The organism is Flavobacterium sp. xlx-214 (genome assembly GCF_013874595.1).
In the GTDB taxonomy this organism is placed as follows: Bacteria; Bacteroidota; Bacteroidia; order Flavobacteriales; family Flavobacteriaceae; genus Flavobacterium.
This window is the reverse complement of sequence record NZ_CP059431.1, coordinates 1067389-1091765: the sequence shown is the minus strand read 5'-3', so window position 1 is coordinate 1091765 and position 24377 is coordinate 1067389. Positions and strand designations below refer to the sequence as shown.

Annotated in this window: 25 protein-coding genes; 9 read left to right on the top strand and 16 right to left on the bottom strand. The window is 32.7% G+C overall.

Annotated features, from left to right (window positions below):
* Window positions 1-6: 6 nt before the first annotated feature.
* Window positions 7-564, top strand: coding sequence for an autotransporter outer membrane beta-barrel domain-containing protein (locus H1R17_RS05165; RefSeq protein ID WP_163432741.1), 558 nt, complete (start codon window positions 7-9; stop codon window positions 562-564).
* A gap of 103 nt (window positions 565-667) precedes the next feature.
* Here H1R17_RS05165 and H1R17_RS05160 read toward each other — a convergent pair whose 3' ends face one another.
* The gene (locus H1R17_RS05160) at window positions 668-2104 is read right to left on the bottom strand and encodes a helix-turn-helix domain-containing protein (protein ID WP_163432740.1); all 1437 of its coding nucleotides are present in this window, start codon (window positions 2102-2104) and stop codon (window positions 668-670) included.
* Between the two features lie 244 nt (window positions 2105-2348).
* Window positions 2349-3113 carry a hypothetical protein gene (locus H1R17_RS05155; protein ID WP_163432739.1) on the bottom strand — a complete coding sequence of 255 codons (765 nt, stop codon included), beginning with the start codon at window positions 3111-3113 and terminating at the stop codon, window positions 2349-2351.
* Window positions 3114-3206: 93 nt separating this feature from the next.
* Here H1R17_RS05155 and H1R17_RS05150 point away from each other — a divergent pair, with 93 nt between their 5' ends.
* The 5 genes from H1R17_RS05150 to H1R17_RS05130 all read left to right on the top strand — a co-directional run bounded on the left by H1R17_RS05150 (window position 3207) and on the right by H1R17_RS05130 (window position 10590).
* Window positions 3207-6608: a hypothetical protein gene (locus H1R17_RS05150; protein WP_163432738.1), complete on the top strand. Its 3402-nt coding sequence runs from the start codon at window positions 3207-3209 to the stop codon at window positions 6606-6608.
* A 40-nt stretch (window positions 6609-6648) separates the two neighbouring features.
* Complete coding sequence (locus H1R17_RS05145; protein WP_163432737.1) at window positions 6649-7170, top strand: hypothetical protein; 522 nt, start codon at window positions 6649-6651, stop codon at window positions 7168-7170.
* Window positions 7171-7260: 90 nt separating this feature from the next.
* A complete protein-coding gene (locus H1R17_RS05140; RefSeq protein ID WP_163432736.1) occupies window positions 7261-7875 on the top strand; it encodes a hypothetical protein in 615 nt (204 codons plus the stop codon).
* A gap of 65 nt (window positions 7876-7940) precedes the next feature.
* Window positions 7941-10001, top strand: coding sequence for a methionine--tRNA ligase (metG, locus tag H1R17_RS05135; RefSeq protein ID WP_163432735.1), 2061 nt, complete (start codon window positions 7941-7943; stop codon window positions 9999-10001).
* A gap of 286 nt (window positions 10002-10287) precedes the next feature.
* On the top strand, window positions 10288-10590 hold the full coding sequence (locus H1R17_RS05130) for a GIY-YIG nuclease family protein (protein WP_163432734.1): 303 nt from the start codon (window positions 10288-10290) through the stop codon (window positions 10588-10590).
* Window positions 10591-10704: 114 nt separating this feature from the next.
* Here the strand turns inward: H1R17_RS05130 and H1R17_RS05125 are convergent, their stop codons facing one another.
* The 6 genes from H1R17_RS05125 to H1R17_RS05100 all read right to left on the bottom strand — a co-directional run bounded on the left by H1R17_RS05125 (window position 10705) and on the right by H1R17_RS05100 (window position 15460).
* Window positions 10705-11559: a hypothetical protein gene (locus H1R17_RS05125; protein ID WP_163432733.1), complete on the bottom strand. Its 855-nt coding sequence runs from the start codon at window positions 11557-11559 to the stop codon at window positions 10705-10707.
* 31 nt (window positions 11560-11590) lie between these two features.
* Window positions 11591-12691 carry a DUF2891 domain-containing protein gene (locus H1R17_RS05120; protein WP_163432732.1) on the bottom strand — a complete coding sequence of 367 codons (1101 nt, stop codon included), beginning with the start codon at window positions 12689-12691 and terminating at the stop codon, window positions 11591-11593.
* Between the two features lie 79 nt (window positions 12692-12770).
* Window positions 12771-13049 (bottom strand): GNAT family N-acetyltransferase, encoded by a 279-nt coding sequence (locus H1R17_RS05115; protein ID WP_163432731.1) that lies wholly within the window; start codon window positions 13047-13049, stop codon window positions 12771-12773.
* A gap of 56 nt (window positions 13050-13105) precedes the next feature.
* Window positions 13106-14533, bottom strand: coding sequence for an amino acid permease (locus H1R17_RS05110; protein ID WP_163432730.1), 1428 nt, complete (start codon window positions 14531-14533; stop codon window positions 13106-13108).
* An 86-nt stretch (window positions 14534-14619) separates the two neighbouring features.
* Window positions 14620-15276 carry a hypothetical protein gene (locus H1R17_RS05105; RefSeq protein WP_163432729.1) on the bottom strand — a complete coding sequence of 219 codons (657 nt, stop codon included), beginning with the start codon at window positions 15274-15276 and terminating at the stop codon, window positions 14620-14622.
* A gap of 1 nt (window position 15277) precedes the next feature.
* On the bottom strand, window positions 15278-15460 hold the full coding sequence (locus H1R17_RS05100) for a hypothetical protein (RefSeq protein ID WP_163432728.1): 183 nt from the start codon (window positions 15458-15460) through the stop codon (window positions 15278-15280).
* A 105-nt stretch (window positions 15461-15565) separates the two neighbouring features.
* On the opposite strand from H1R17_RS05100, the gene H1R17_RS05095 reads away from it, so the two are divergent.
* Window positions 15566-16261 carry an HAD family hydrolase gene (locus H1R17_RS05095; protein ID WP_163432727.1) on the top strand — a complete coding sequence of 232 codons (696 nt, stop codon included), beginning with the start codon at window positions 15566-15568 and terminating at the stop codon, window positions 16259-16261.
* Complete coding sequence (locus tag H1R17_RS05090) at window positions 16258-16884, top strand: chloramphenicol acetyltransferase (protein ID WP_163432726.1); 627 nt, start codon at window positions 16258-16260, stop codon at window positions 16882-16884. Before H1R17_RS05095 ends, H1R17_RS05090 begins: the two co-directional genes overlap by 4 nt.
* 16 nt (window positions 16885-16900) lie before the next feature.
* On the opposite strand, the gene H1R17_RS05085 is transcribed toward H1R17_RS05090, so the two are convergent.
* The 8 genes from H1R17_RS05085 to H1R17_RS05050 form a co-directional block, all read right to left on the bottom strand.
* Window positions 16901-17896 (bottom strand): hypothetical protein, encoded by a 996-nt coding sequence (locus H1R17_RS05085; RefSeq protein WP_163432725.1) that lies wholly within the window; start codon window positions 17894-17896, stop codon window positions 16901-16903.
* Window positions 17897-17955: 59 nt separating this feature from the next.
* Window positions 17956-18456 carry a GNAT family N-acetyltransferase gene (locus H1R17_RS05080; protein ID WP_163432724.1) on the bottom strand — a complete coding sequence of 167 codons (501 nt, stop codon included), beginning with the start codon at window positions 18454-18456 and terminating at the stop codon, window positions 17956-17958.
* Window positions 18457-18681: 225 nt separating this feature from the next.
* Entirely contained in the window at window positions 18682-19098 is a 417-nt protein-coding gene (locus tag H1R17_RS05075; RefSeq protein WP_163432723.1) for a hypothetical protein, read from the bottom strand.
* A gap of 56 nt (window positions 19099-19154) precedes the next feature.
* A complete protein-coding gene (locus tag H1R17_RS05070; RefSeq protein WP_163432722.1) occupies window positions 19155-19709 on the bottom strand; it encodes a pentapeptide repeat-containing protein in 555 nt (184 codons plus the stop codon).
* Window positions 19709-20878 carry a class I SAM-dependent rRNA methyltransferase gene (locus H1R17_RS05065; RefSeq protein WP_163432721.1) on the bottom strand — a complete coding sequence of 390 codons (1170 nt, stop codon included), beginning with the start codon at window positions 20876-20878 and terminating at the stop codon, window positions 19709-19711. Before H1R17_RS05065 ends, H1R17_RS05070 begins: the two co-directional genes overlap by 1 nt.
* Before the next feature lie 69 nt (window positions 20879-20947).
* Window positions 20948-22183 carry an AI-2E family transporter gene (locus H1R17_RS05060; protein WP_163432720.1) on the bottom strand — a complete coding sequence of 412 codons (1236 nt, stop codon included), beginning with the start codon at window positions 22181-22183 and terminating at the stop codon, window positions 20948-20950.
* Between the two features lie 12 nt (window positions 22184-22195).
* Window positions 22196-22852 carry a CoA transferase subunit B gene (locus H1R17_RS05055; RefSeq protein ID WP_163432719.1) on the bottom strand — a complete coding sequence of 219 codons (657 nt, stop codon included), beginning with the start codon at window positions 22850-22852 and terminating at the stop codon, window positions 22196-22198.
* 2 nt (window positions 22853-22854) lie between these two features.
* A complete protein-coding gene (locus H1R17_RS05050) occupies window positions 22855-23556 on the bottom strand; it encodes a CoA transferase subunit A (protein WP_163432718.1) in 702 nt (233 codons plus the stop codon).
* A 228-nt stretch (window positions 23557-23784) separates the two neighbouring features.
* Between H1R17_RS05050 and H1R17_RS05045 the strand changes: the two genes are divergently transcribed.
* Window positions 23785-24369, top strand: coding sequence for a DUF6252 family protein (locus H1R17_RS05045; protein ID WP_163432717.1), 585 nt, complete (start codon window positions 23785-23787; stop codon window positions 24367-24369).
* Window positions 24370-24377: the final 8 nt, after the last annotated feature.

The following is a 24377-nucleotide window of genomic DNA, read 5'->3' as shown; positions in this document are numbered from 1 at the left end:
AAACTCATGAAAAAATTTATTTATTTATTAGGACTTGTCTCTGCAACTGCTTTTGCACAAGAAAATCAAAAAGATGTTATTACATTATCTGCCAACTACAATTTTTCTGAGCCAACCCAATACGGACTTAGTTTTGAGTTTAACAAAGGCGGAACACCTGATGTACATTTAGAATCGTGGATTTTAAATGTAGGCTACGGCGAATTAAAATTGGATGAAAAACATTTAAAAACTACCGGAACTGGCTTTGTGGTTGAATTAGGAACCAGAAGCTATTTTAAGAAAGGAATGCGCGAAGGTTTTTATGCAGAAAACTTTTTAACGCATGGTGAAATTAAGTTTGACGATACTGTAAACGGACAACCTTTTGAAGGGAAATATAGTTATTGGAGTATTTTTAACCCTAATGTAGGTTACAAAATTCAATTAACTAAAAACCTAAGCATTGATCCATCGGTTGGTTTTAACTGGAAATGGGAAGTTAAAGGCAAAGGCGATGTGGACAACCAATATTTTGACAATTTTGTTTTTAAAGCAGGTGTTAAATTAGGATATACTTTTTAAAAAAAAGGCTTGAATTTAATCAAGCCTTTTTTTATGGTTTTAAAGATGAAAGTTTTATTTTTAACGAAAACCCTTCAATTACACAAACTTCATTGTTAACATGTTAACTTACATCGTTAGAGTTTTTAATTTTAAAATACCTCTCAAACGCTTTATTTATTATTTCATAATATTTGATAGTTTGCGAATCGGGAAGACCAATACCTTCCATTATATTTCTTGCAATATGTATAAAAGAATAATTTTCTGAAAGGTCAATTACATAATAATTACCATTTTTAAATTCAGGTATTTCAATTTCTGATTTTGGAGACAAGGGAATATTGTAAAGCTTTAATTTTTCTAGATAATCCTCATTATCGAAGAAAACAAATTTTCTCCAACAATCACTTATTTTTGTTCTAAATCCAATTTCATTCTTAAAATCAAAATCATTATCTTCAAGTATAGATTTATATTTAGTAACTATTATCATAATTGTTAATATGAGTTCATGCCCATCAATAAATTTGACATGATTGACAAAATCAGTATCTACTCTACGTAAAGTTTTTTTATCCATTTCCATATTATCAAAATCATAAAATGTATCATATGGACTATATTTATTAAGTAAGTATTCTATAGTGTTTGAATTTTCATAATGTGCTGGAATATTATCCGTTTTAAATTCATGTAAAGGAATTAAAAATTTCAGATTTCCATTATCAAATAGTTCGACAGTAGTGGATTTATAAATTAAATTGCTGTCACTTATTGGTCTAATAATAATTGAGCGTTCTGAACTATAAATACTATTAAATCCTAAGTTCAAGCTTACAGACTTTTCTTCTTCGGAGTTAAAAGCGAATTGCGTATTTTGATAAAATCTAACAGCTACATTTTTAAAAAAATCAGAAGAGTAAAAATTTTTAAATTTAAATTCGTTAAAAGGAAGTGGAAAAAGATAAAGTTCTAAATAAGTTTGATTCCAGTTGGCTTGTCCTTTAGTTTCAGGTAAATTAAATTTGCTAAACCTTTCAATTGACTTATAATAATTGTTTGTTTTTTCGTTTAGTTTTTCAATAATGTATCGATCTTTAATTGGCTTTGATTCGTTATTTTCTCTTTGATATATTACGCCTTGACTTGTAATATATGGCGGTGTGGGACTTTCTTCAATACAAAAGACAATAATAACATTACCATTTTCTACATCAATTACTTTTAAATGATAAAATGGCTTAGGGCTTATATTGGAATTAATTATTTGGGAAATTTGGTCTTCAAAGTTTCTATATTCAGTGATATCTATTCCTTCAAGTGAAACAGGTTTATTACTACTATCACATGTAATTCCCCAAAAAATCCAACCACCTTTTGTATTGGCAAATGATGATATAGATTTAGAAATTTTTATATTATCTAGTTTTCCATTCGTCTTTGGAATAATGCTTTTGTATTCTATGTACCAACCTTCTCCAATTTCTTTAGTAATTAAACTTTCTAAATCACTAAATTTTAATTTGTCAAAATCTGTTTCAAAAGGATTATATTCCATTACATGTTGTCTTTTTAAAATTATAGCTAACATTATTATTTAACCAACCTAAATATACAAAAGTTTCGTACAAAACATTATAAAAACAACGTTTGTTGAGACGCAAGCGGAATTTGTTGCTACACAAACAACGTTTGTTGAGACGCAAGCAGCGTTTGTTGAGACGCAAGCAACGTTTGTTGATACGCAAACAAGGCTTGTCAATAAGCAAACACCGTTTGTTGATACACAAACAGCGTTTGCTTTATGGATTGTAGGTTTTGTCGAAAATTTCGCTCATCATTAAAATATTACTTCTAGGATCTTGTTTATACAACTGAAAATCGCCAGGTAGTATTTTATAATCGCCTGTTTTTTTATAATTAGCATCTTGTATCTTTTTAATTTCGTCGGCAGCATCTTTATTAAAAACAAGCATTTTAATGGTATAATACGTTTCGGTTTTCATAGGCGCATCAGATGATACTGTTACTTCACTTCCAGTAGAATAATCCATTTGTACGTATCTATCGCCTGCAGAGAACTCATAAAAAACATCCTGATCTGTTTGCGGAGAAAAACTTGGTTCACCAAACTCATCTTGCAACTGATTTTTAAGATTTGTGTATAGTTCTTCTTTAGGCACTTTACCATACGCAAGAACTGCTACCACGTTGTTGTTGCGTGTTAAAAAAGCAACTCTGTTAAAATAAACACCTTTGTAATACGCCATACTATCATTTTCGGTGCTGTAATAGGCTTTGCCGTACAATGATTCATTTCCGTTCCAAGGCTCGTATTTATATCCATTGGGGTAATCAAAGTTTTCAGAATATCCTTTCTTAATAAAATCGGTATCTACATTTTGGGTGCTATCAATTTTCCCTTTTAAAAACTGCAACGGGTCTTCTTTAAAACTTACTTTTTCTAAGTTAAACCCTTTCTTTTCTTCAGTAACTTGCTGTTCTTTTGTTTGTTTTGAGCATGCTGTTGCCATTATACATAGCAAAAACAAAAATCCTTTTTTCATGACTCTTTTTTATCAAATGTATTAAAAAACAAGTATCTCTTAAAAAAATCAAGCCTAAATACACTACTTTTGGTTTTTGCGAGTTATAGATATATGAAACAATTGGTTTATTTTATATTTTGTCTGCTGTTTTTTACTGCTGTAAATGCACAGGAAATAAACTCTTTGTATCAAACAAAACAAATTATAACCGATTCTTTGACACAAACCATTGTTTTAGATAGCACTTCTTTAAACAAAAGTTATTTTGTACTTACCAACACAAAAGGCGATACTATTAACACTGCTTTTTACAATGTTGATTACACCCAAGCTACCCTAACTTTTAAGCAACCTGTAAAGGACACTTTGAATGTAGCATATTTAAAATACCCCAACTTTTTAACCCAAACATACGCTTTGTATGATACCAAACGTATTGTACCTAATAAAGAAGGTGCTTATATTTTTAAAGTACCCGAAAAAAAAGCCAGTACTTTTACCCCTTTTGAAGGATTGAACACCAATGGAAGTATTTCCAGAGGAATTACGGTAGGAAACAATCAAAACCTAGTAACCAACTCAAATCTTGATTTGCAAATTGTTGGTAATTTAAGCGATAATATTCAAATAAGAGCTTCTTTACAAGACAGCAATGTACCTTTGCAAAATGGTGGCTATTCACAAAAAATGGATGAGTTTGATCAAATTTTCATGGAACTTTTCTCAACCAATTGGAGTATCAAAGCAGGAGATTTATTTTTAGAAAACAGATCGTCCAAATTCCTTAATTTCAACAAAAAAGTACAAGGAATTTCGGGCACTATGAAATTTGGCCCCGACCATGCTAAAACAACCGTAGAAACCGCTGCCGCTTTAGTGCGCGGGCAATATGCTAAAAGTGAATTTGTAGGACAAGAAGGCAATCAAGGTCCGTACAAATTAAAAGGCAGCAGCAATCAATTATATATTTTAATTATTTCAGGATCAGAATCGGTTTACGTAAACGGTAGAAAATTAACTCGTGGCGAACAAAACGATTATGTAATTGATTATAATTCAGGCGAAATTCGGTTTACCACTTTATTTCCTATTACATCAGAAATGCGCATTGTAATTGAATACCAATATACCGACCGAAATTATTCGCGTTTCTTAGGATATGGTGGCATTAAACACGAAAGAGAAAAATGGAATGTAGCAGGTTATGTGTATACTGAAACCGATATTAAAAATCAGCCTTTACAACAAAACCTCAACAAAGAACAAGTTGAAATTTTAAAGCAAGCGGGTGATAGTACAGCGTTAATGTTGGCGCCATCGGCTTATCTTGACACCTATTCAGAAAACAAAACGTTGTATAAAAAAGCAACTTTAAATGGGTATGAATACTATCAATATTCAAACAACCCAACCGATACATTGTACATGGTTTCGTTTACGTATGTTGGGCCAAACAATGGAAATTACAAATTAAGCAATGCCAGTACTATTGGTAAAATTTATCAATTTACAGAACCTTTAGAAGGTATAAAACAAGGCGATTATGAGCCTTTAATTCAACTTATTGCTCCTACCCGCTTAACATTGGTTACTGCTTTGGGTAGCTACAAACCTAAAGAAAATACGGCTTTTGATTTTGAAATAGGATTTAGCAATAATGATGAAAATTTGTTTTCGCCGATTGATGATGCCGATAACAAAGGAGTAGCAGCATCCTTAAATGGTACCCATAGAATCATTGACAAAAAATGGAAGTTAGATGTTTTTGGAAACTTTCAATGGGTAAGTCAGCATTTTAAAACCATTGAACGCTTGTATTCTATTGAATTTGACCGCGATTGGAATGTTGCCAACACCTTTGGCAATCAATCTTTGCTAAATGTAGGCACAAAAATAGCACCTAATAGTCAAAGCTTTTTCACGTATCAATACAGTCGCTTAGAATACAGCGATAGTTACTTGGGGCACAAACAAACCTTATCAGGAACGTATCAAGTAAAAGATTTTAATTTTACTACCAACACCAGCTTCTTAACAGCAAAGGGATCTGCTTATGACACCAATTTTGCCAGAAGTAAATCGCAAGCCATCTATCAAAAAAACAAAAATTGGGCGGGTGCACGTCTTGACTTAGAAAACTATCAGGTAAAAGATGCTACCACACAACAATATCAATCGTTATCGCAAAAGTATACAGAAATAGATGCTTTCATTGGTCGTGGTGATACATTAAAAACCTATGTAGAATTGGGTTATAAATACCGTGTTAACGATAGTTTACAAAATAATATTTTAAGCAAAGTAGCAACATCACATGCTGTTTATGTAAAATCGCAATTGTTTAAAACACAAACCAGCGATTTATCCATCTACGCAAATTACCGTCGTTTAAAATATATGGAAACAGGTTTGGTTGAACCTACATTAAATTCGCGCATTACGTACAACGATCGTTATTTTAAAAACCTAATACAAACCAACACCATTTATGAAACCTCATCGGGATCGGTAGCGCAACAAGAGTTTACCTATATTAAAGTTGATGCAGGTTTAGGAACACATATGTGGAACGATTATAATGGTAATGGCGTACAAGAGTTAGAAGAATTTGAAGTGGCACCTTACCCAGATTTGGCAACCTATGTACGCATGTATTTGCCTAACCAAAACTTTGTAAAAACGCATCAAACAAAGCTTACGCAAGTATTCAACTTTAACTTTGGTACATGGCAAAACGAAACAGGTTTTAAGAAATTTACGAGTCAGTTTCATATACAATCGTCTTTTATTATTGATCGAAGTATTTTGCGTGATGGAAATAACATTGCTCTAAATCCGTTTGGATCATCAGGTGATGAATTAGTTGCCGAAAATGCTAATATCCGAAATTCGATTTATTTCAACAGAGGAAAGCAAAAGTACACCACCATTTATTCGTTGATTAATAATAGAGCTAAAAACTTAATGAATTATGGCAGTTTAGATAATAAAATAACCACACATCAATTACAATTTCAACACTTATTAAACAAATGGTGGTTAGCACAATTTACAGCCAAAACCGATAAAGTAACTAGTATTTCTGAAAACTACGGTTCTAAAAATTATTTGCTAAACAATGTTGGATTAAACCCTAAAATAGGTTATTTATTTTCTCAAAATGCGCGCATTGAGCTATTTTACGAATGGCAAAACAAAGAAAACACGCAAGGCGATTTAGAATCGCTTCAGCAACATCGCATAGGAACCATTTTTAATTGGAGTACTTCGCAAAAATTTACCTTAAACGGCGAATTTTCTTTGTATCAAAACAACTTTAAAGGAAACCCTTTATCAGCCGTAGCTTATCAAATGTTAGAAGGCTTGCAGCCAGGTAAAAACCTAACATGGCGTTTGCTTTTTCAGCGCAATTTAACCAAGTATTTAGATGCTAATATTAGCTATCAAGGGCGTACAAGTGAAACCTCAAAAACCATTCATACGGGAAGTATACAGTTGCGTGCGTTTTTTTAAACGAAATGTGTATATTTGTTTTTCATTAAGTAATATAATCATGAAAAAATTAACAATTATAGCATTATTTGCTGGTTTAGGACTTGTTTCTTGTAAAGATACAAAGGCTGAAACTACTGAAACTACTACTGAAACAACAACAACTACCGAAACAGGAGCTACAGCAGCTGATCCTCATGCGGGACACAACCATGCACCAGGTGAAGGACATGAAGGGCACAACCACGGACCAGAAGGAAATGATCATGGAGCTGCAACAACTGCCCAAGGTATGAATCCTCCTCACGGACAACCAGGTCACCGTTGTGATATTGCAGTAGGCGCACCATTAAACTCGCCTCCAGGGCAAGGAGCACAACAACAAACATCTTCTGCAGCACCAGCAAATCAAGGTGGTTTCTTAGGTGGTGGTTCTGCTCAGGCACCTGCGCAACAACAAGCTGCACCACAGCAAGCAATGCCTAAACAAGAAACTGCTCCAGGTATGCAAGGAAAACCAAACCCAGCACACGGACAACCAGGTCACCGTTGTGATATTTCGGTTGGGCAACCATTACCATAATTTATCTTTAAATACATTTCTTTAAGATACCAACCTGCAAGGTTTTAAAAACCTTGCAGGTTTTTGCATTTTTTAATTAATCACTTTAAAATGAAAAACAAGTTCTTACTAATTGCAATAATAACATTTTGCATTCTCTCTTGTAGCAAAGGCAAGACAATTATGAATCGAGAAGACTTAGCAATTGATAAAACATTTAAGATTGATCCAACTATCAAAAAGGATACTGCTTTTAAATTTTTAAATACTTTACCTGAAACGTACAACTTCTTAGATGAGGTAATACCTAATGCCAAAAAATCAAGCAATGTACATTTTAATTATGGGAAAGATGTTGAAGCAACCGAGCATTATTATTCAGTAAGAAATAAAGCTGATGCATTTAAAAAAGGGAATGACTCATTAATTATTTCTATAGGCACCGCAGATGGTTACTCAGGTAGCGGGATTAATTTAATAATAAAAAAAGATTCTTACTCATCAAGGTATTATAAATTCTCGGATATGCTAAGCTACAATGATAAAAAGCCTCAACATAAAACACTTTATCAAAACCTTATTTTAGATAAAGCAAAATATAATTTAAATGACAGTATTTACGGATTCATAAATTTTAAATCACAATATATCGATAAAAGAAGTGATACAATTATTGTGGCAGCAAAAGGACATTTTAGAGCAAAAATAAGAGAAGCTGAATTTTAATTGAACACTCCTTTTTTAAACTCTGTGTGTTTTTCACTATTTTTGTAGCTTGAAAACGAGATAGTATGATTCAAAATCCTAAAAGATATACCGTTACAGCAGCTTTGCCGTACACAAACGGACCTATACATATTGGACATTTGGCTGGTGTTTACGTGCCTGCCGATATTTACACACGCTTTTTACGTCAGCAAAATAAAGACGTAGCTTTTATCTGTGGTTCTGACGAGCACGGAGTGGCTATTTCTATGAAAGCCAAAAAAGAAGGCATTTCTCCACAAGAAGTGATTGATAAATACAACAAAATAATCAGCGATTCATTTAATGAATTTGGTATTTCATTTGATAATTACTCGCGTACTTCTGCTAAAATTCATCACGATACTGCATCTGAGTTCTTTAGAAAGTTATACGATGATGGGAAATTTATCGAGGAAACTACAGAGCAATTATACGATGCCGAAGCCGATCAATTTCTAGCCGATCGTTTTGTTACAGGAACTTGTCCTAAATGCAACAGCGAAGGTGCTTATGGCGATCAATGTGAAAAATGTGGAACATCATTAAACGCTACCGATTTAATCAATCCAAAATCAACCATTACAGGTTCTACGCCGGTTTTAAAATCAACAAAACATTGGTTTTTACCTTTAGACCAGTACGATGCATTTTTACGTGAATGGATTATTGAAGGACATAAAAACGATTGGAAACCAAACGTATTTGGTCAAGTAAAATCGTGGTTAGACGATGGTTTAAAACCTCGTGCGGTAACTCGAGATTTAGACTGGGGAATTGATGTGCCTGTTGAAGGTGCCGAAGGTAAAAAACTATACGTTTGGTTTGATGCGCCTATTGGCTACATTTCATCAACCAAAGAATGGGCAGCGCGCGTAGGTAAAGATTGGCAGCCTTATTGGAAAGATGAAGACACCAAGTTGGTTCACTTTATAGGAAAAGACAATATTGTGTTTCACTGTGTGATTTTCCCTGCTATGTTAAAAGCCGAAGGAAGTTATATTTTACCTGATAACGTACCTGCAAACGAGTTCTTAAATTTAGAAGGAAACAAATTATCAACCTCTAAAAACTGGGCGGTTTGGTTGAATGAATATTTAATTGATTTTCCAGAAAAGCAAGATGTGTTGCGTTACGTTTTAACATCAAACGCACCTGAAACAAAAGATAACGATTTTACTTGGAAAGATTTTCAAGCAAGAAACAACAACGAATTGGTTGCTATTTTCGGAAATTTTATCAATCGTGTGGTGGTTTTATCAAACAAATATTACAACGGAGTTATTCCTACACCCAACGCATTAACCGAAGTTGACGAACAAACATTAGCCGAATTAAAAGCATATCCTGCGGTGATAGAAAGCTCTATTGAGCGTTACCGTTTCCGTGAAGCATTAGGCGAATTAATGAACGTAGCGCGTTTAGGAAACAAATATTTAGCTGATGAAGAGCCTTGGAAATTAATTAAAACCGATGAAGAGCGTGTAAAAACACAAATGTATGTAGCGTTGCAAATTGCAGCAGCATTATCAACCTTGGCAGAACCGTTTTTACCTTTTTCGGCAACTAAATTGAAAAACATGCTGAATATTGCAGAACCAATTGCTTGGAATCGTATTTCAGAAACATCTGATTTAATTCCAGCAGGGCACCAAATTGGTCAGGCAGAATTATTATTCGCTAAGATTGAAGACGAAGAAATACAAAAACAAATCGATAAATTGGAAGCAACCAAAATAGCAAACGCAGCAGAAGCAAAACAAGCCGAACCTCAGAAAGAATTAACACAATTTGAAGATTTTGCTAAGATTGATTTACGCGTAGGAACCATTATTGAAGCCGAAAAAATGCCAAAAGCAAACAAGTTATTGGTATTAAAGGTAGATACTGGTATTGATGTACGCACAATAGTTTCTGGTATTGCAGAGCATTTTACACCAGAAGAAGTTATTGGCAAACAAGTTACCGTTTTAGTAAACTTAGCACCAAGAGCTTTACGTGGCGTAAATAGCGAAGGCATGCTTTTACTAACCGAAACCAAAGAAGGTAAATTAGTATTTGTAAACCCAGACAAAGCAGGCGTTTACAACGGTGCAACCATAGGATAATATTACATTATATATAAAAACGCAAACCAAATGGTTTGCGTTTTTTTGTTGTCATTTTGAGCGAAACGAAGTGAAGTCGAAAAATCTTTTATATTTATATTCTTACGAATACAGCATTTGTACAGTCATAAAACAATCAAACAAATTGTTTTTTTTCTAAACATTGTTTCGATTAGATCCCTCCTTTCTCGGGATGACAACAGAAAAGCAAATCAAGTGCTGTCATTTTGAGCGAAACAAAGTGAAGTCGAAAAATCTCTTTATATTTATACTGATAAGGATGTATATGAATAAGTTGCTTGGTTCACATAATTACTATGTTTATATTTTGACGAATAAGTCAAAAAAGGTATTGTATATTGGAGTAACAAACGATCTAAAACAGCGATTGTACAGTCATATAAACAATCAAACCAATAGTTTCACTTCAAAATACAAATGTTTCTATTTAATATATTTTGAACATTTTCAAGATATCTCTCAAGCGATTGCCCGCGAAAAACAATTAAAAGGATGGAGAAGAGAAAAGAAGATTGAATTAATTGAACTTTTTAATCCAAATTGGAACTTTTTAAATGACAACATATAGATCCCTCCTTTGTCGGGATGACAGCAGAAAACCCATACTATCAAGACGTTAGCGAAGACATAGAATAACAATAAATATAGATATAAAAAAAAGTAAACTAAATGATTAGCGTTTTTAATTGGTTAAAAACACTTCTATTTGATAATTTAAATACTCTCCATCTTCTTTAAGATGATATGAATCCCAAAACTGTTCATTCTTCGTTTTTATTCCCATCCACATAAAACTACTATCAACACTACTCATTAATATGTTTGGATAGTAATATTTTTTTTCAATACCATGTTCTTTCAACATATAACTATTTTTTTCAATATAGAGTGGTTTATAAAAAACAAAAAAATCATCAGATGGTATTTGAATATTAAGTTCATGAACATCAACTATAGTTGTTGATACTCCTTTTTTTGCGATTCCATAGATAGGTTCATAATGAAGTAAATCTGACGGTTTTCCATCATCTCCAGCTCCATAAATTCTAATTTCAAATTTAGCATCATTAATATTTGACTTTGTTTTAAGATGAATTTTCTTCACATTTGAATAAGCATCTTTATTTACATTACATTTTATTCCAAAGATCATTACAGAAAAAGGATTCTCTTCAGCAAAAACAAAATCTGAATACTTTTTGATTATTTTATTACCTACCATAATTTCTTTAGTATTCAACTTTGGAATAATAACTAACTCGTCAAGCAAATTAGAACTTTCTTCTAAAAAAATAATTGTCGTTTCTAATTTTGAATGCTTTAATTCATAACCCACAGATTCAAATGTAAAAATATCATTTAGATAATCATCTGGAACTTGAAAAGTTCCATCACTTTCTGCATTAATTTTAAAGGTTTTATCTTCATTGTAAATAAAAGTGTAAGCAATTGGAACATCCGTACTTCGATCTTTTACAGAAAAGGTTTGCTGAGCAAATGAAGCTGTTGATAGTAATAATATTAAAAGTGTTTTCATCAATAAATATATCTAATTCTATACAAAAAACTTACTGCGCATCCAAAGCTTGCAAAGCAAAACTTCCTAACCAATGGCTTCCCATATAATCATCGTTTGAGATGTTAGGAAAAGCGGCGTTAAAATGCTTTTCGGCAACAGGTTTTAAATGATGTAGCTCTGGTAACTTTTTGGCAATTTGAAACAAACAAGTAGCTCGACTAAAGTTCAATCCATCTAAATGTACCAAATGCCCATCGGTTCTATCGGAAACCTTTCCTATTTCTAAATCAAAGTTTTGATCAAACAATTGCGGTAAAAAAGCGTTTAACCAGGTTTTATAATCCTTAGTATCTAAAACTTTACTCATTAACCAAGCTTCTTGCAAACAAGGCGAAAGAAAATCGTGTCCGCTTGGCTCGTAGGTAATAGGGCAATTAACATCTTTCATAAACAATTCCTTTGCTTTAGCTACAATAGCATCTTTTAGTTGGGTATTCCCAACGGTTTCGGCATATTCTAAACTCAACGCCATACCAAAAGCGGTATTATCATGCGTTCCGGTTCTAATGGGATAGTTCAATTTAGGCAAATAGGTTAGATATCTTTCCGAAAAAATAGTTTCCAAAGGCTTTAAGGTTTGGTACCATTGCTGCGCTTTCGGGTTATCCTTCCAAGTATATAATTCTTCTTGTAATTTAAAAAACCATGCCCATCCATAGGTTCGCTCAAAGTTTTTGTTGTGCTCTTGATTGAAGAAAGCGGCTTCAACAGCAACATTCTCAGGAGTAAGAACGCGGGTTAACAGCGCTTCTATTTTACCATCGTTGTTCAATTCAGGAAACTGTTTCCATAACTTTACAACTGACCAATATCCGTGTGCAGATGAATGCCAATCGAAACAACCATAAAAGATAGGTCGCAACTCTTTAGGCGACTTTAATTCATCTGATGATTTTAAAACTTGTCCTAACTTATTGGGATATTCAACCTCTAAACAATGCAAAGGCAGTGCAATGATTTTTTGAGCTTCGGCAAGTTCTAGTTTTAATGTTGATGATGAGGTTTTCTCTATTGATTTCTCCGTTTGCTTTTCTTGTTTACAACTGTAAAAAACACTTATAGTTAGGAATAGTATTAGATATTTTTTCATAATGATAGTTTTGATAAATATAAAGGTTTTAAACAAAAAAAGCAGCTCCTAAGAACTGCTTTCGTTTATTTATATGGTTTTAAAGTACATCTTGAATGCTTTCATCTTTATCAAAAGCGGCTTTAGCAAACGGACATAGAGGTAAAATTTTAATATGATGTTCTCTTGCAAAATCAACAGCTGCTAATACCATTTTTTTACCAACACCTTTTCCACCAAATGCAGGATCTACTTCGGTATGATCAATAATGATCATTTTATCACCGGCTTTAGAATACGTCATTTCGCCCGCATTCTTTCCATCTTCTTGCGCTACAAAAGCACCTTTGTTTTCGTATTGTTCGTGAATTACGTTCATATCTTTAAATTTTAATCTTTTCAAATGTACTAAAAACACATTTTCAACTCCTTAATTTACATTAATTTTTGCTCTTTATTCTTTTGTACAAGTTTATAAGTAATAAACAGTATGATTAACCAAATAGGAATTAAGATAACTGATACATGCATACCTGTAATGCTCATAATAACTAAAATAGCCAGTAAAAATGCAATACAAATATAGTTTGACAACGGAAATAAAAATGATGGAAACTTGGTTTTTACAGCCTCGGCATCTTTTGCTTTTCGAAATTTGAGATGTGTATAAGAAATCATGATCCAATTGATGATTAAACATGAAACCACCAACGACATTAATATTTTAAATGCTTCTTCGGGTACAAATTTATTAATGATGATACATAAGCCCGCAAAACAACTCGACACGATAATAGCACGCGTAGGTACAGCACTTTTGTTTAAATGCATTAAAAACTTAGGCGCATTACCCTGCTCTGCCAAACCATACAACATACGACTGTTACTATAAACCGACGAATTATAAACCGATAAAGCCGCAGTAAGTACAATTAAGTTTAAGGCATTGGCAATTAAGTTGGTTGCCGAAACATCAGCGCCAAACAAATTAAAATGCATGCCTTTTAAATTATCAAATACGGTTACAAACGGACTTGTTTTGGTAGTTATGGTTTCCCAAGGCGATAATGAAAATAAGATAATCAACGCCCCTACATAAAAAATTAAGATTCTATAAATAACCTGATTGGTTGCTTTAGGAATGTTTTTTTCTGGATTTTCGGCTTCAGCAGCAGTAATTCCAATTAGTTCTAAACCTCCAAACGAAAACATAATAATGGCCATTACAGAGAGCAATCCTTGGTAACCATCGGCTGTTTTCTCAAACCATCCTTTGGGGAAGAAACCTCCGTTATTGGTTAAATTACTGATGCTTGCTTGCTCGCCACCTGTTCCTGTAACTAATAAGTAGGTTCCAAAAACAATCATTGCAACAATTGCTACTACTTTTATGATGGAAAACCAAAATTCGGCTTCGCCAAATAATTTTACCGAACCTAAGTTTAAAGCGGTTATGGCAAGAAAGAAAAAGGTGCTTGATGCCCATAAAGGAATATCGGGCCACCAATATTGTACGTAAATTCCAATAGCGGTTAATTCAGACATCGAAACTAAAATATATAAAATCCAGTAGTTCCATCCTGAAGAATATCCTGCAAAAGAGCCCCAATATTTATAAGCAAAATGCGAGAAAGATCCCGAAACAGGCTCTTCAACCACCATTTCACCCAATTGGCGCATAATAAAAAAAGCAATGATACCTGCAAATGCGTAACCAAATATTACCGAAGGTCCAGCCAAAACAGCAGCAGGTCCAATTCCTAAGAATAAACCTGTACCAATAGCACCTCCTAAAGCAATTAATTGTATATGCCTATTAGACAAACCACGCTTTAAAGTGTTGTCTTGTGACGAATTTTCCAAATTAGATCGTTTTAGTTGTAAGTGCTAAAATAGTAAAAAGTTATAGAAACTTAATATGTTAAATAGGCTAGTGCTAAATTATTTGCTTATTCTACAGGATTGAAATTGTCGTATCGATCATAAATTTCATCTGGATCAATCGGTTTTCGACCAATTTCTGTTGGATTTCCTTTAGTATCGTACGTGGTTATTACTTGCTCATCAGAATTATCAACCGAAGCAAACATACGCAAGCTGTCTTTCTCTATTTTAAGAAAAACGGTTGTTGATCCACCATGAAACATTTGCGAAGTAAGGCATTTTAGTTTTTTGTTGTACATTAAATTAGGAAACTCGTTTGAGTTTTTCATAGAAACCAGTTCATCCGTCTTTTTATTATACAAAAACAACCTACGCACTTCATTGGCGCCTCTTGCCGCAACGTCTGACTTATAAGTAAAATCTAAATAGCCATCGTTGTTTAAATCTTCTAATACAGGATCGCATGAAATTAAAAAATCCTTTTCATAGCGGTAACTATTTTTTAGAATCCACTGGTTCTTTTTCTTGCTAAAAAATTTAATTTCAACATAACTTTCGGCATCTAAAAAATGCTTCAAATCAACCATGTTCTTACCTTTATTTCCAATGGTTAAGCTGTCTATAAAAATCTCATTTGTTTCGGGTGTTTTCTTACTATGATTATTTAAGAAAAATGTCATCAATCCTAAACAAAAAGCACTTAATAGCATAAATGCTTTCATGCTAAAAACGCTTCACAATTCCATAAAACAACAAACTTAAACCAACACCTGCAACAGCACCTAATGTTTTAGAATGCCCTGTAATTTTGGTAACTGCAATGCCCGCAGCAGCACCTGTTGTTACTAAAGCAGCAACATCTTCATAGTTTAGCTGCTTCATTTCTTCTTTTACAATATTTGCCATAATTTTTATTTTAAATATACAAAAAATCATTTTACCAACATTCCATTTTAACTTATATCAACTAAATAGCATTAACTTGTATCTTTGCAAATATATTTTACAGCTATGAATACAAAATTTAAAGTAATTGCTTTTGATGCCGATGACACCTTATTTGTGAACGAACCTTATTTTGATGAAGCCGAAGAAAAATTTTGTGCTTTATTAAGTGATTATTTATCAAAACAAAGTATATCGCAAGCTTTATTTCAAACACAAATAACCAACTTGCCGCTTTATGGCTACGGTATTAAAGGCTATATTTTATCGATGGTTGAAACGGCTTATTCTATTTCAAACCATACGGTTTCGACTAAAGTAATGGAGAAAATTATTGAAATTGGAAAAGAATTGCTTCAAAAGCCTATTGTTTTATTAGATGGTATTGAAGAAACCTTACAACAATTGCATCAGCACTATAAATTAGTAGTTGCAACCAAAGGCGATTTAAAAGATCAGCACAGAAAACTGCATTTAAGTGGTCTGGGACCTTTTTTTCATCATATAGAAGTAATGAGCGAAAAAGAAGAGTTGGATTATGAAAAGCTATTAAAACGTTTAGAGGTTGAACCACACGAGTTTTTAATGATTGGTAATTCGTTAAAATCGGATGTTTTGCCTGTTTTAAACATTGGCGGGACAGCTGTTCACGTGCCTTTTCATACCACTTGGGCACACGAACGCATTGATCACGAAATTATTCACAACCATTTTTATACTGCTGAAAAAGCAAGCGATATTATTGAATTATTAGATTTATGAAAAAAGAAATCAACATAGAAACTTGGAAACGTAAAAGTCATTTTGAGTTTTTCTCGGCAATGGAAGAACCTTTTTATGGTATTACTGTAGAAGTTGATGTTACCCAAGCTTATAAAAAAGCAAAAGCGCTTAATATTTCATTCTCTACTTACTATTTACACGCAACGTTAAAAGCAATGAATCAACTGCCTGCTTTTAAATTACGAATTGATAACGGAAAAGTTTTTGAACACAATCGTATTGATGCATCGTCAACGGTAATGAAGGAAGATGAAACCTTTGGTTTTTCGCATGTTATTTATCACGATGATTTGGCGATTTTCAACGAAGCTCTTCAGCAAGAAATTAATCGAGTAAAACAAACCGATACGTTGCTTACAAAAGACGATTATGGCGAAAATATCATTCATTTTTCTGCCATTCCGTGGGTAAATTTTACATCGCTATCACACGCACGTAGTTTTAGTTATCCAGATAGTTGCCCAAAAGTATCTATTGGTAAAATGATTGAAAAAAAGGGTAAAAAAACATTCAATGTTGCTCTTTTTGCACATCATGCTTTAGTAGATGGTATTGATATGGCAAAATTTTTTGATGCTTTTCAAAACATATTGAATGAATAGATTTTTTATTATAATGTTAATCAAACTCATTTAGAATAAGTTGAAAAATATTGTTTTTAATATTTTCTTCTTTTTCTAATTTAATATCCGATTCTGAAAAAATAATTCCCCGTTTATCTTCTTCTGAAAAAGTGTTAAATGATATAAACTCTTCTAAAACAGATTCTATAAGTTTTTTTAATTCTTGTTTATTAAATTGATTATATGCTAAATTTTTAGTTGCTGTATTTTTTATATTGTTAAGCGAACTTCCTACATATTCTGCATTATTATCAGTTAATTTTGAACAATACTCACTTTCGTTGTCTTCAATAACTTTCATCATTCTACTTACGAGTTCATAATCTGTAGAAGTGGAATGCTTTTGAGATTTACTGATGATTTGATCAAGTATATTTCTATCTGCATCGGAAATTTTTATATTTCGTTTTGCTTGGGTTTGTTTTATTAAATTTTCTACAACAGCAACTAGGCTCTTTATTTCTGCATCTCTCGGAGTTATCACATTTCCACTTCTCCAACCATAATAATCCCAAACACTCAATAAGTAATTTGTTCCATCATAAACATCCATATTATTTTTCTCGTATCTAGTTTTATCTACAACCACAGCAAAAGCTTCTGTTAATAGCAAGATATCATCTTCACACATAGAAGCTTCATATTTTTTAACTTTAACTTTATTGTAATCTTCTAAAGAATGTATGCGTGAGTTTAATTTATGAAAACGAACCACATATTTTTCTAACTGATAATCTTTAAGAATTTCATCGATTTGAAAAATATATTTTACATCAAACGACGGTTGCACTAACATTCTAACTTTGTATCTTTCAGCTAACCCATCAAATAACTTTTCTTTTATTTTTTCATTGTGTTTTAATGCCAAATCGGAAATGTCAAAATAGTTTTCACTTGGATCTGATCCATCGTAAAAAACTCTTAACTGGCTTTGAGCTGTAAAACAATTTATCAGGCAGAAAAGTAAGATGAAATAGTTTTTAGTTTTCATAAATGTTAATTGTCAAATATAATCTAAGATAAAAAAGTACTGATTTATTCTAGTAATAACTACATAGAAAAATAATATTCTAAAGTAATCTGGGTTTTATCATTTACAACTTTTGTATCTGTAAGTATAAAACCTAACGATTTGCAAATATGTATTGATGCTTTGTTTTCGGAATCTACACGCGCTATAACAGTTTTAATTGTATTTTGATTTTGCTGTGAAGTTAAAAATCCTTTTAATAAATCTGTTGCGTACCCTTTATTCCAATATTGATCATTTATAATGTAACCGATTTCTACTTTATCTGTTTCTTCAGCTATTTTAAAAACCGAAAACTCGCCAATTATTTCTTTTGATTCTGCAAGTTGTATTGCATGAATACCAAACAATTCATCTGTAAACAATTTTTGAATTTTAAATAAAAGCTGCTCTTTTGTCCAATTAAAACAACCGTTACCAATGAACTTCATAACCAAATCCTTATTGTAAAAATCTAAAAAAGCATTTGCATGATTTTCAGTAAATGGTGTTATGATTAAACGTGGTGTTGAAAAGTTCATTTGTATATCTATTTAATTTTGAATTTAATTTGCATAACTAACGGTTATAACGAGTCACGGCTATGCACCTAGTATTTTGTTTGAAATAAATTGATTTTTATTTTCGATTTCCCAACGCTTCGCAAATCTCAAACCGTTTAGGATAGGCAAATTATTTCATCTATTCAGTTGCAAAAAAAAGACAGAGCTTTCGCTCTGTCTTCTCATTAATTTTTAAAATTAATATTATTTTACTGTTGCAGCTGATTGAAGTTGTTCACCTAACTTTGTAGAGTAATCAGCCCATAATTTTGTGTCTTCTGGCGTAAATTTTGCCATAGCTTCTTGTCCTTTTTTAGCCCATTCAGCTGCTTTCGCTTGAAGTTCTGTTACTTTTGCAGCATCCCCAGATTTTACTGCAGCAACTTGATCTTTTACAAATGCAGTATATTCCTCTGCATATTTTTGTACTTCTGGAGAACTAAATTTTGGAACTTCTAATGTAGTTTCTGTTGTAGTAGTTGTAGTTTCTGTTTCAGTAACCGGATCCGTAGTTGTAGTTGTTTCAGTTGTTGTTTGTTCTTCTACAACTGGTTCTTTTTTATTACAAGATACTACTAACATACTTGAAGCGAATAATGCTGATAAAACTAATTTTTTCATATACAATTTATTTTAATTTGTTAATCAAATGTAACAATATTTTTTAAATACGCAAGTTATTTTACAATAATTTTATAATAAGATAAAAGTCCGGGTAAACCTTCTAAACTAAATTTTGCTTGTTTTAGTTTGTTGTGCTCTGGGCTGATGTCAAAATTATAAGCGGTTGTAAAATCGGCTTTTTCTAAGTTAGTAGCATCAAAAACGGCATTTTTTAAATCGCAATTATTTAAGTATACACCCGACAAATCACTGTTACTAAAATCAACGCTTTCTAATTGACAACTATTAAATGTAGTATTTTTAAGGTTGCAGTTGTTAAACGATGAAAAATTCAATTGGCATTCTTCAAAAAAAACTTCAAACAAAAATAAATTCGCTTTATTAAAATGAATCCCTAATAACTTACATCGATCAAAAGAAACCTTTTGAAACATACTGTTTTGCACATTGGCATTTGCTAAATTACAATCAATAAAAGTGCAATTCTCAAAAGTATATCCGTTTAAATAAGCTTCTGAAAAGTCGCAATTTTTAAAAATACATTCTTCATAAGTACCGCGCTCAATGGAAGTAATTTTCTCGTAAGTTTGTTCGTAAAACACTGCCATTATTCTTCAATATATAAAACCAAGCCTTTTAAGTAAGACCCTTCGGGATGAAACATATTTACAGGATGATCGGGTCCTTGTGATAATTTATGCAACACACGCACTTTTCTACCCGATTCTATTGCAGCAGCTGCAATGGTATTGTAAAACAAAACATCATCAATAACTTGCGAGCATGAAAAAGTAAACAAAATACCGCCTTGGGTTATGGTTTTTAAACCTGCAATATTCAATCTTTTGTAAGCTTGGGTTGCAGTGTGTTTACTCTTAATATTTTTAGCAAAAGCAGGCGGATCTAAAACAATAACATCATATAAATTTTTGTTTTCCTTTAAAAAATCAAAAACATCTGAAGCAATTGCTTGGTGATTACTAGCAGGAAAATTTAACTCCATATTTTCGGCAGCTAATTTTACCGCTTTTTCAGAAATATCAACCGATGTTACCAATTGCGCACCCGCACTCATGGCATACACAGAAAAACCGCCTGTGTAACAAAACGTGTTAAGTACTTTTTTATCTTTTGAATAATACTTTAACAGTTCACGATTGATGCACTGATCTAAAAAGAAACCTGTTTTTTGACCTTCGACCCAATTTACATGAAATAAAATATTGTTTTCCTTAGCAATGGTTTCGGTATTGGTTCCAAACAAATGATAATCGGTGCCTGTTTTAGGCAATGTTTGCGAACTTTTGCAATAAATAGTTTCACAATTATCTGGAAATATTTTTTGAATAGCCTGCGCTATTTCGTCCATTTTAAAATAGATACCCGATGAATGCGCCTGAACAACGAAATTTTTGTTGTAGTAATCAATAATCAAACCTGGAATACCATCTCCTTCTCCATGAATTAATCGAAAAGCATTGGTAGTATCAAGTGAAAACAAATTCATGCGTAATTGCCAAGCGGCTTGCAATCTTTTCTCCCAAAAATGCTCGTTGTAAGCTTCATTACCAAAAGCTACTAAACGCACAACAATACTTCCTCTATCACTAAAAAAACCTGTTCCTAAATGATTGTTGTTATAATCGGTTACATCAACCATTTGCCCGTCTTGTAAATCTTCACTTACACCATAAACAGCACCGCTAAACACCCAAGGATGTTTACGTAATATTGATTTTTCTTTTCCTTGTTTTAAAATGACTTTTGCAAACTCCATTGATTGTATTTTTTACAAAAGTAATAAAAACCAAAAAAGAGATTGTTCAGTTACAATCTCTTTTTTAATTTATTCGGTTTCATTTTTGTCCTTTTCACCTTCTTGATGGTTTTGCTCTTCGGTTTGCAAAGCTCTAGGTAAATCGGCATCTTTTGGTTTTATTCTATAAATATATTTGTTGTAATACTTCTCAAACAAAGGCGTTGGCGCGCTGTCTTCTCCTAACACAAATCCGTACGGGCGCATACCTTCTACATTATCAAATATAATTTTGAATATGGCTAAAATAGGTATTGCTAAGAACATACCTGCAACACCCCAAATAGACTCTGCTATTACAATACCAAAAAGTACTACAAAAGAGTTTAAGGATACTTTAGAACCAATGATTTTAGGTGTAATAATGTTTCCGTCAATAGAATTCACTACAACAACCGCAACAATTACCCATAAAGCTTGTATTGGCTCGCCTGTTGCTAATGTTACCACTGCAGCTAAAACAGTTGCCGTAAAAATTCCAATGTAAGGTATTAAGTTAAGCACGCCGCAAAGTACAGCAAACAATACTGCATATTTGATTCCGATGATAGAATAAGCAATGAACATTAGTACAGATACCGCCACTACTTGTATCATTAATCCAAAAATATATTGTTTGATGATGCTTTGAATTTCTGATACAACATCTTTTACTTTTGACTGATCTTTAGGAGGAAAACACCAAATAATGAATTTTACTAAATGGCTACGGTATAAAAGAAAAAAGAAAATACCTAAAAACACAAACATAGATGATGCTAACATTGATGTTACCGAACTAACGGCAGTACCAACTACACCAGAACCTTTTTTTAATACTTCGCCTGCATTTTTGGTTATGTATTGCAATTGCTCTTGTTCAGACACACCAAATTTATTGTAAACAAACACTTGTATTTCGTGAAACAAATGTTCCATTTGTTGTTTAAATTCGGGTAAATCTTCTGTGAACTGAGCCATTTGTGTGCCTATAAAATAAAACACACCTAAGACCACCAAAGTAAATAATATTGGCGAAACTAGAGAAGATACAATTCTAGGAAATTTTAATTTGCGCTCTTGAAAATTAGACAACGGCAATAGCAACATTGCTATTAAAAACCCCATTACCAAAGGTACCAAGACCGCTTTACCTACAATAGCAATATAAACAATAGCAATAATACTAAGCAATACACAAGTTAAGCGTATTACAAAAGGTACTTGCCCGCTGTTTACTTCATGCGGTTCCATTTTTGGTTGATTTTCTACTTCTTTATTTTCCATAGCAATTTTGTTTTAAAGAGTCATTTCAGGAACATCGCCTTCAATAATCAAAGTAGCTTCTGTAGCTTTTATGATATCTTCTACCGAAACTCCTGGCGCACGTTCTAATAATTTAAAACCGTTTGGTGTTACTTCCATCACAGCTAATTCAGTAACCACTTTTTTAACACAACCAACACCTGTTAATGGCAGGGTACAGTTTTTTAAAATTTTAGATTCGCCTGCTTTGTTTACGTGCATCATGGCAACAATAATGTTTTCTGCCGATGCAACTAAATCCATAGCACCACCCATACCTTTTACCATTTTACCAGGAATTTTCCAGTTGGCAATATCACCGTTTTCTGAAACTTCCATTGCGCCTAAAATAGTTAGATCTACATGTTGTGAACGAATCATACCAAAGCTCATTGCTGAATCAAACAAAACAGCTCCTGGCAACATAGTAATGGTTTGTTTACCTGCGTTAATAACATCTGGATCTTCTTCTCCTTCAAAAGGGAAAGGTCCCATGCCTAACACACCATTTTCTGATTGAAATTCTACATTCATACCATTTGGAACATAATTAGCAACCAAAGTTGGTATTCCTATTCCTAAATTCACATAATATCCGTCTTGCAATTCTTGAGCAATGCGTTTTGCAATGCCAATTTTATCTAAAGCCATAATTAATCTTTTTTACGTACCGTTCGTTGTTCAATTCTTTTCTCGTAATTCTCACCTTGAAAAATACGTTTCACAAAAATTCCTGGAATGTGAATTTGATTAGGATCTAATGCGCCTACAGGAACCAATTCTTCTACTTCTGCAATGGTAATTTTACCAGCACCTGCCATATTTGCATTAAAATTACGAGCTGTACCACGGAAAATTAAATTGCCTGCTTCATCACCTTTCCATGCTTTTACAATAGCAAAATCGGCTTTATAAGCTTCTTCCATTACGTACATTTTGCCGTTAAACTCACGTGTTTCTTTTCCTTCGGCTACTTCAGTTCCATAGCCAGCAGGTGTAAAAAAAGCAGGAATTCCCGCTTGGGCAGCACGGCATTTCTCTGCCAATGTACCTTGTGGCGTAAGCTCTACATCTAACTCGCCACTTAACATCTGGCGTTCAAACTCAGCGTTTTCACCTACATAAGAGGCAATCATTTTTTTAACTTGCTTTTTTTGCAATAATAACCCTAAGCCAAAGTCATCTACCCCGGCATTATTTGAAATACAAGTTAAACCTGTAACGTTTTTACGAACCAATTCGGCAATTGAATTTTCGGGTATTCCACTTAATCCAAAACCTCCCACCATAATGGTTTGATTATCTTGCACATCGTGTAACGCTTCTTGTGCGTTGGCAACCTTTTTGTTAATCATAATTCTTTTAGATTGTTGATGGTATAAAAATATAAAAAAAAACGACTTGGTTATTCAAGCCGTAGTATTAAAGTTTAAAAGAAAAAATGTTTTCTTTGATAAGGTAGGAATTGACGCTCACGCTAACATTAGTATTTCAAAAAATTCTCTATCCTAAAAAATAATATTCTATATATTTGAAAAATAAATTAAAAACGTGATATATTTTTGTTTCCAAAAATGATAATTATGAAGAAAAGTATTTTATTCTTGTTGTTGACAGTTGCGCTTATCAGTTGTAAAAAAGATGATGAGATTCTACAACCAACACTTAATTCTACCGAAATAGAAAAACTACCACCTACTACACAAATAGGAGCAAATACTGCTGGTTGTTTATTGAATGGAGTGGCAGTTGTGGCAGAAGGTGATGAATGGTCAGAGAAAAACCCTCATTGTGGGTATGATCAAGGCGCTTTTGTTTTGTTATTTCGACAAAATATAACAGAAGGGGGCCATATTGGAACACAAGCAGTTTATATAACAACTAATTCTAATACTATATTAGAAGAGAATACTAAATATACAATAAAAGAACAAGAAAGTGGAAAATTCGCTATGTTTTATGTAATAGGAGATGGAAGTATTGCTGATGAAAGGTATTATACTACTACAAGTAACGTAGGGGAACTTTACATAAGTAAATTAGATAAAGAGAAGAATATTATATCTGGTACATTTTGGTTTGATGCTGTTGATTCACAAAATAAGAAAGCAGAAATCCGAGAGGGACGTTTTGATGTAGTTTATCAAAGTATGGGAAATAAAAATTAATTTTTTTA

Excerpts from the sequence above, each read along its gene's own strand:
- H1R17_RS05085 (WP_163432725.1), bottom strand. The coding sequence starts at position 17,896 with ATGAAAACTAAAAACTATTTCATCTTACTTTTCTGCCTGATAAATTGT.
- H1R17_RS05065 (WP_163432721.1), bottom strand. The coding sequence starts at position 20,878 with ATGGAGTTTGCAAAAGTCATTTTAAAACAAGGAAAAGAAAAATCAATA.
- H1R17_RS05075 (WP_163432723.1), bottom strand. The coding sequence starts at position 19,098 with ATGAAAAAATTAGTTTTATCAGCATTATTCGCTTCAAGTATGTTAGTA.
- H1R17_RS05155 (WP_163432739.1), bottom strand. The coding sequence starts at position 3,113 with ATGAAAAAAGGATTTTTGTTTTTGCTATGTATAATGGCAACAGCATGC.
- H1R17_RS05130 (WP_163432734.1), top strand. The coding sequence starts at position 10,288 with ATGAATAAGTTGCTTGGTTCACATAATTACTATGTTTATATTTTGACG.
- H1R17_RS05070 (WP_163432722.1), bottom strand. The coding sequence starts at position 19,709 with ATGGCAGTGTTTTACGAACAAACTTACGAGAAAATTACTTCCATTGAG.
- H1R17_RS05050 (WP_163432718.1), bottom strand. The coding sequence starts at position 23,556 with ATGATTAACAAAAAGGTTGCCAACGCACAAGAAGCGTTACACGATGTG.
- H1R17_RS05150 (WP_163432738.1), top strand. The coding sequence starts at position 3,207 with ATGAAACAATTGGTTTATTTTATATTTTGTCTGCTGTTTTTTACTGCT.
- H1R17_RS05160 (WP_163432740.1), bottom strand. The coding sequence starts at position 2,104 with ATGGAATATAATCCTTTTGAAACAGATTTTGACAAATTAAAATTTAGT.
- H1R17_RS05095 (WP_163432727.1), top strand. The coding sequence starts at position 15,566 with ATGAATACAAAATTTAAAGTAATTGCTTTTGATGCCGATGACACCTTA.
- H1R17_RS05125 (WP_163432733.1), bottom strand. The coding sequence starts at position 11,559 with ATGAAAACACTTTTAATATTATTACTATCAACAGCTTCATTTGCTCAG.
- H1R17_RS05105 (WP_163432729.1), bottom strand. The coding sequence starts at position 15,276 with ATGAAAGCATTTATGCTATTAAGTGCTTTTTGTTTAGGATTGATGACA.
- H1R17_RS05100 (WP_163432728.1), bottom strand. The coding sequence starts at position 15,460 with ATGGCAAATATTGTAAAAGAAGAAATGAAGCAGCTAAACTATGAAGAT.
- H1R17_RS05060 (WP_163432720.1), bottom strand. The coding sequence starts at position 22,183 with ATGGAAAATAAAGAAGTAGAAAATCAACCAAAAATGGAACCGCATGAA.
- H1R17_RS05145 (WP_163432737.1), top strand. The coding sequence starts at position 6,649 with ATGAAAAAATTAACAATTATAGCATTATTTGCTGGTTTAGGACTTGTT.
- H1R17_RS05120 (WP_163432732.1), bottom strand. The coding sequence starts at position 12,691 with ATGAAAAAATATCTAATACTATTCCTAACTATAAGTGTTTTTTACAGT.
- H1R17_RS05080 (WP_163432724.1), bottom strand. The coding sequence starts at position 18,456 with ATGAACTTTTCAACACCACGTTTAATCATAACACCATTTACTGAAAAT.
- H1R17_RS05140 (WP_163432736.1), top strand. The coding sequence starts at position 7,261 with ATGAAAAACAAGTTCTTACTAATTGCAATAATAACATTTTGCATTCTC.
- H1R17_RS05045 (WP_163432717.1), top strand. The coding sequence starts at position 23,785 with ATGAAGAAAAGTATTTTATTCTTGTTGTTGACAGTTGCGCTTATCAGT.
- H1R17_RS05090 (WP_163432726.1), top strand. The coding sequence starts at position 16,258 with ATGAAAAAAGAAATCAACATAGAAACTTGGAAACGTAAAAGTCATTTT.
- metG (WP_163432735.1), top strand. The coding sequence starts at position 7,941 with ATGATTCAAAATCCTAAAAGATATACCGTTACAGCAGCTTTGCCGTAC.
- H1R17_RS05165 (WP_163432741.1), top strand. The coding sequence starts at position 7 with ATGAAAAAATTTATTTATTTATTAGGACTTGTCTCTGCAACTGCTTTT.
- H1R17_RS05115 (WP_163432731.1), bottom strand. The coding sequence starts at position 13,049 with ATGAACGTAATTCACGAACAATACGAAAACAAAGGTGCTTTTGTAGCG.
- H1R17_RS05055 (WP_163432719.1), bottom strand. The coding sequence starts at position 22,852 with ATGGCTTTAGATAAAATTGGCATTGCAAAACGCATTGCTCAAGAATTG.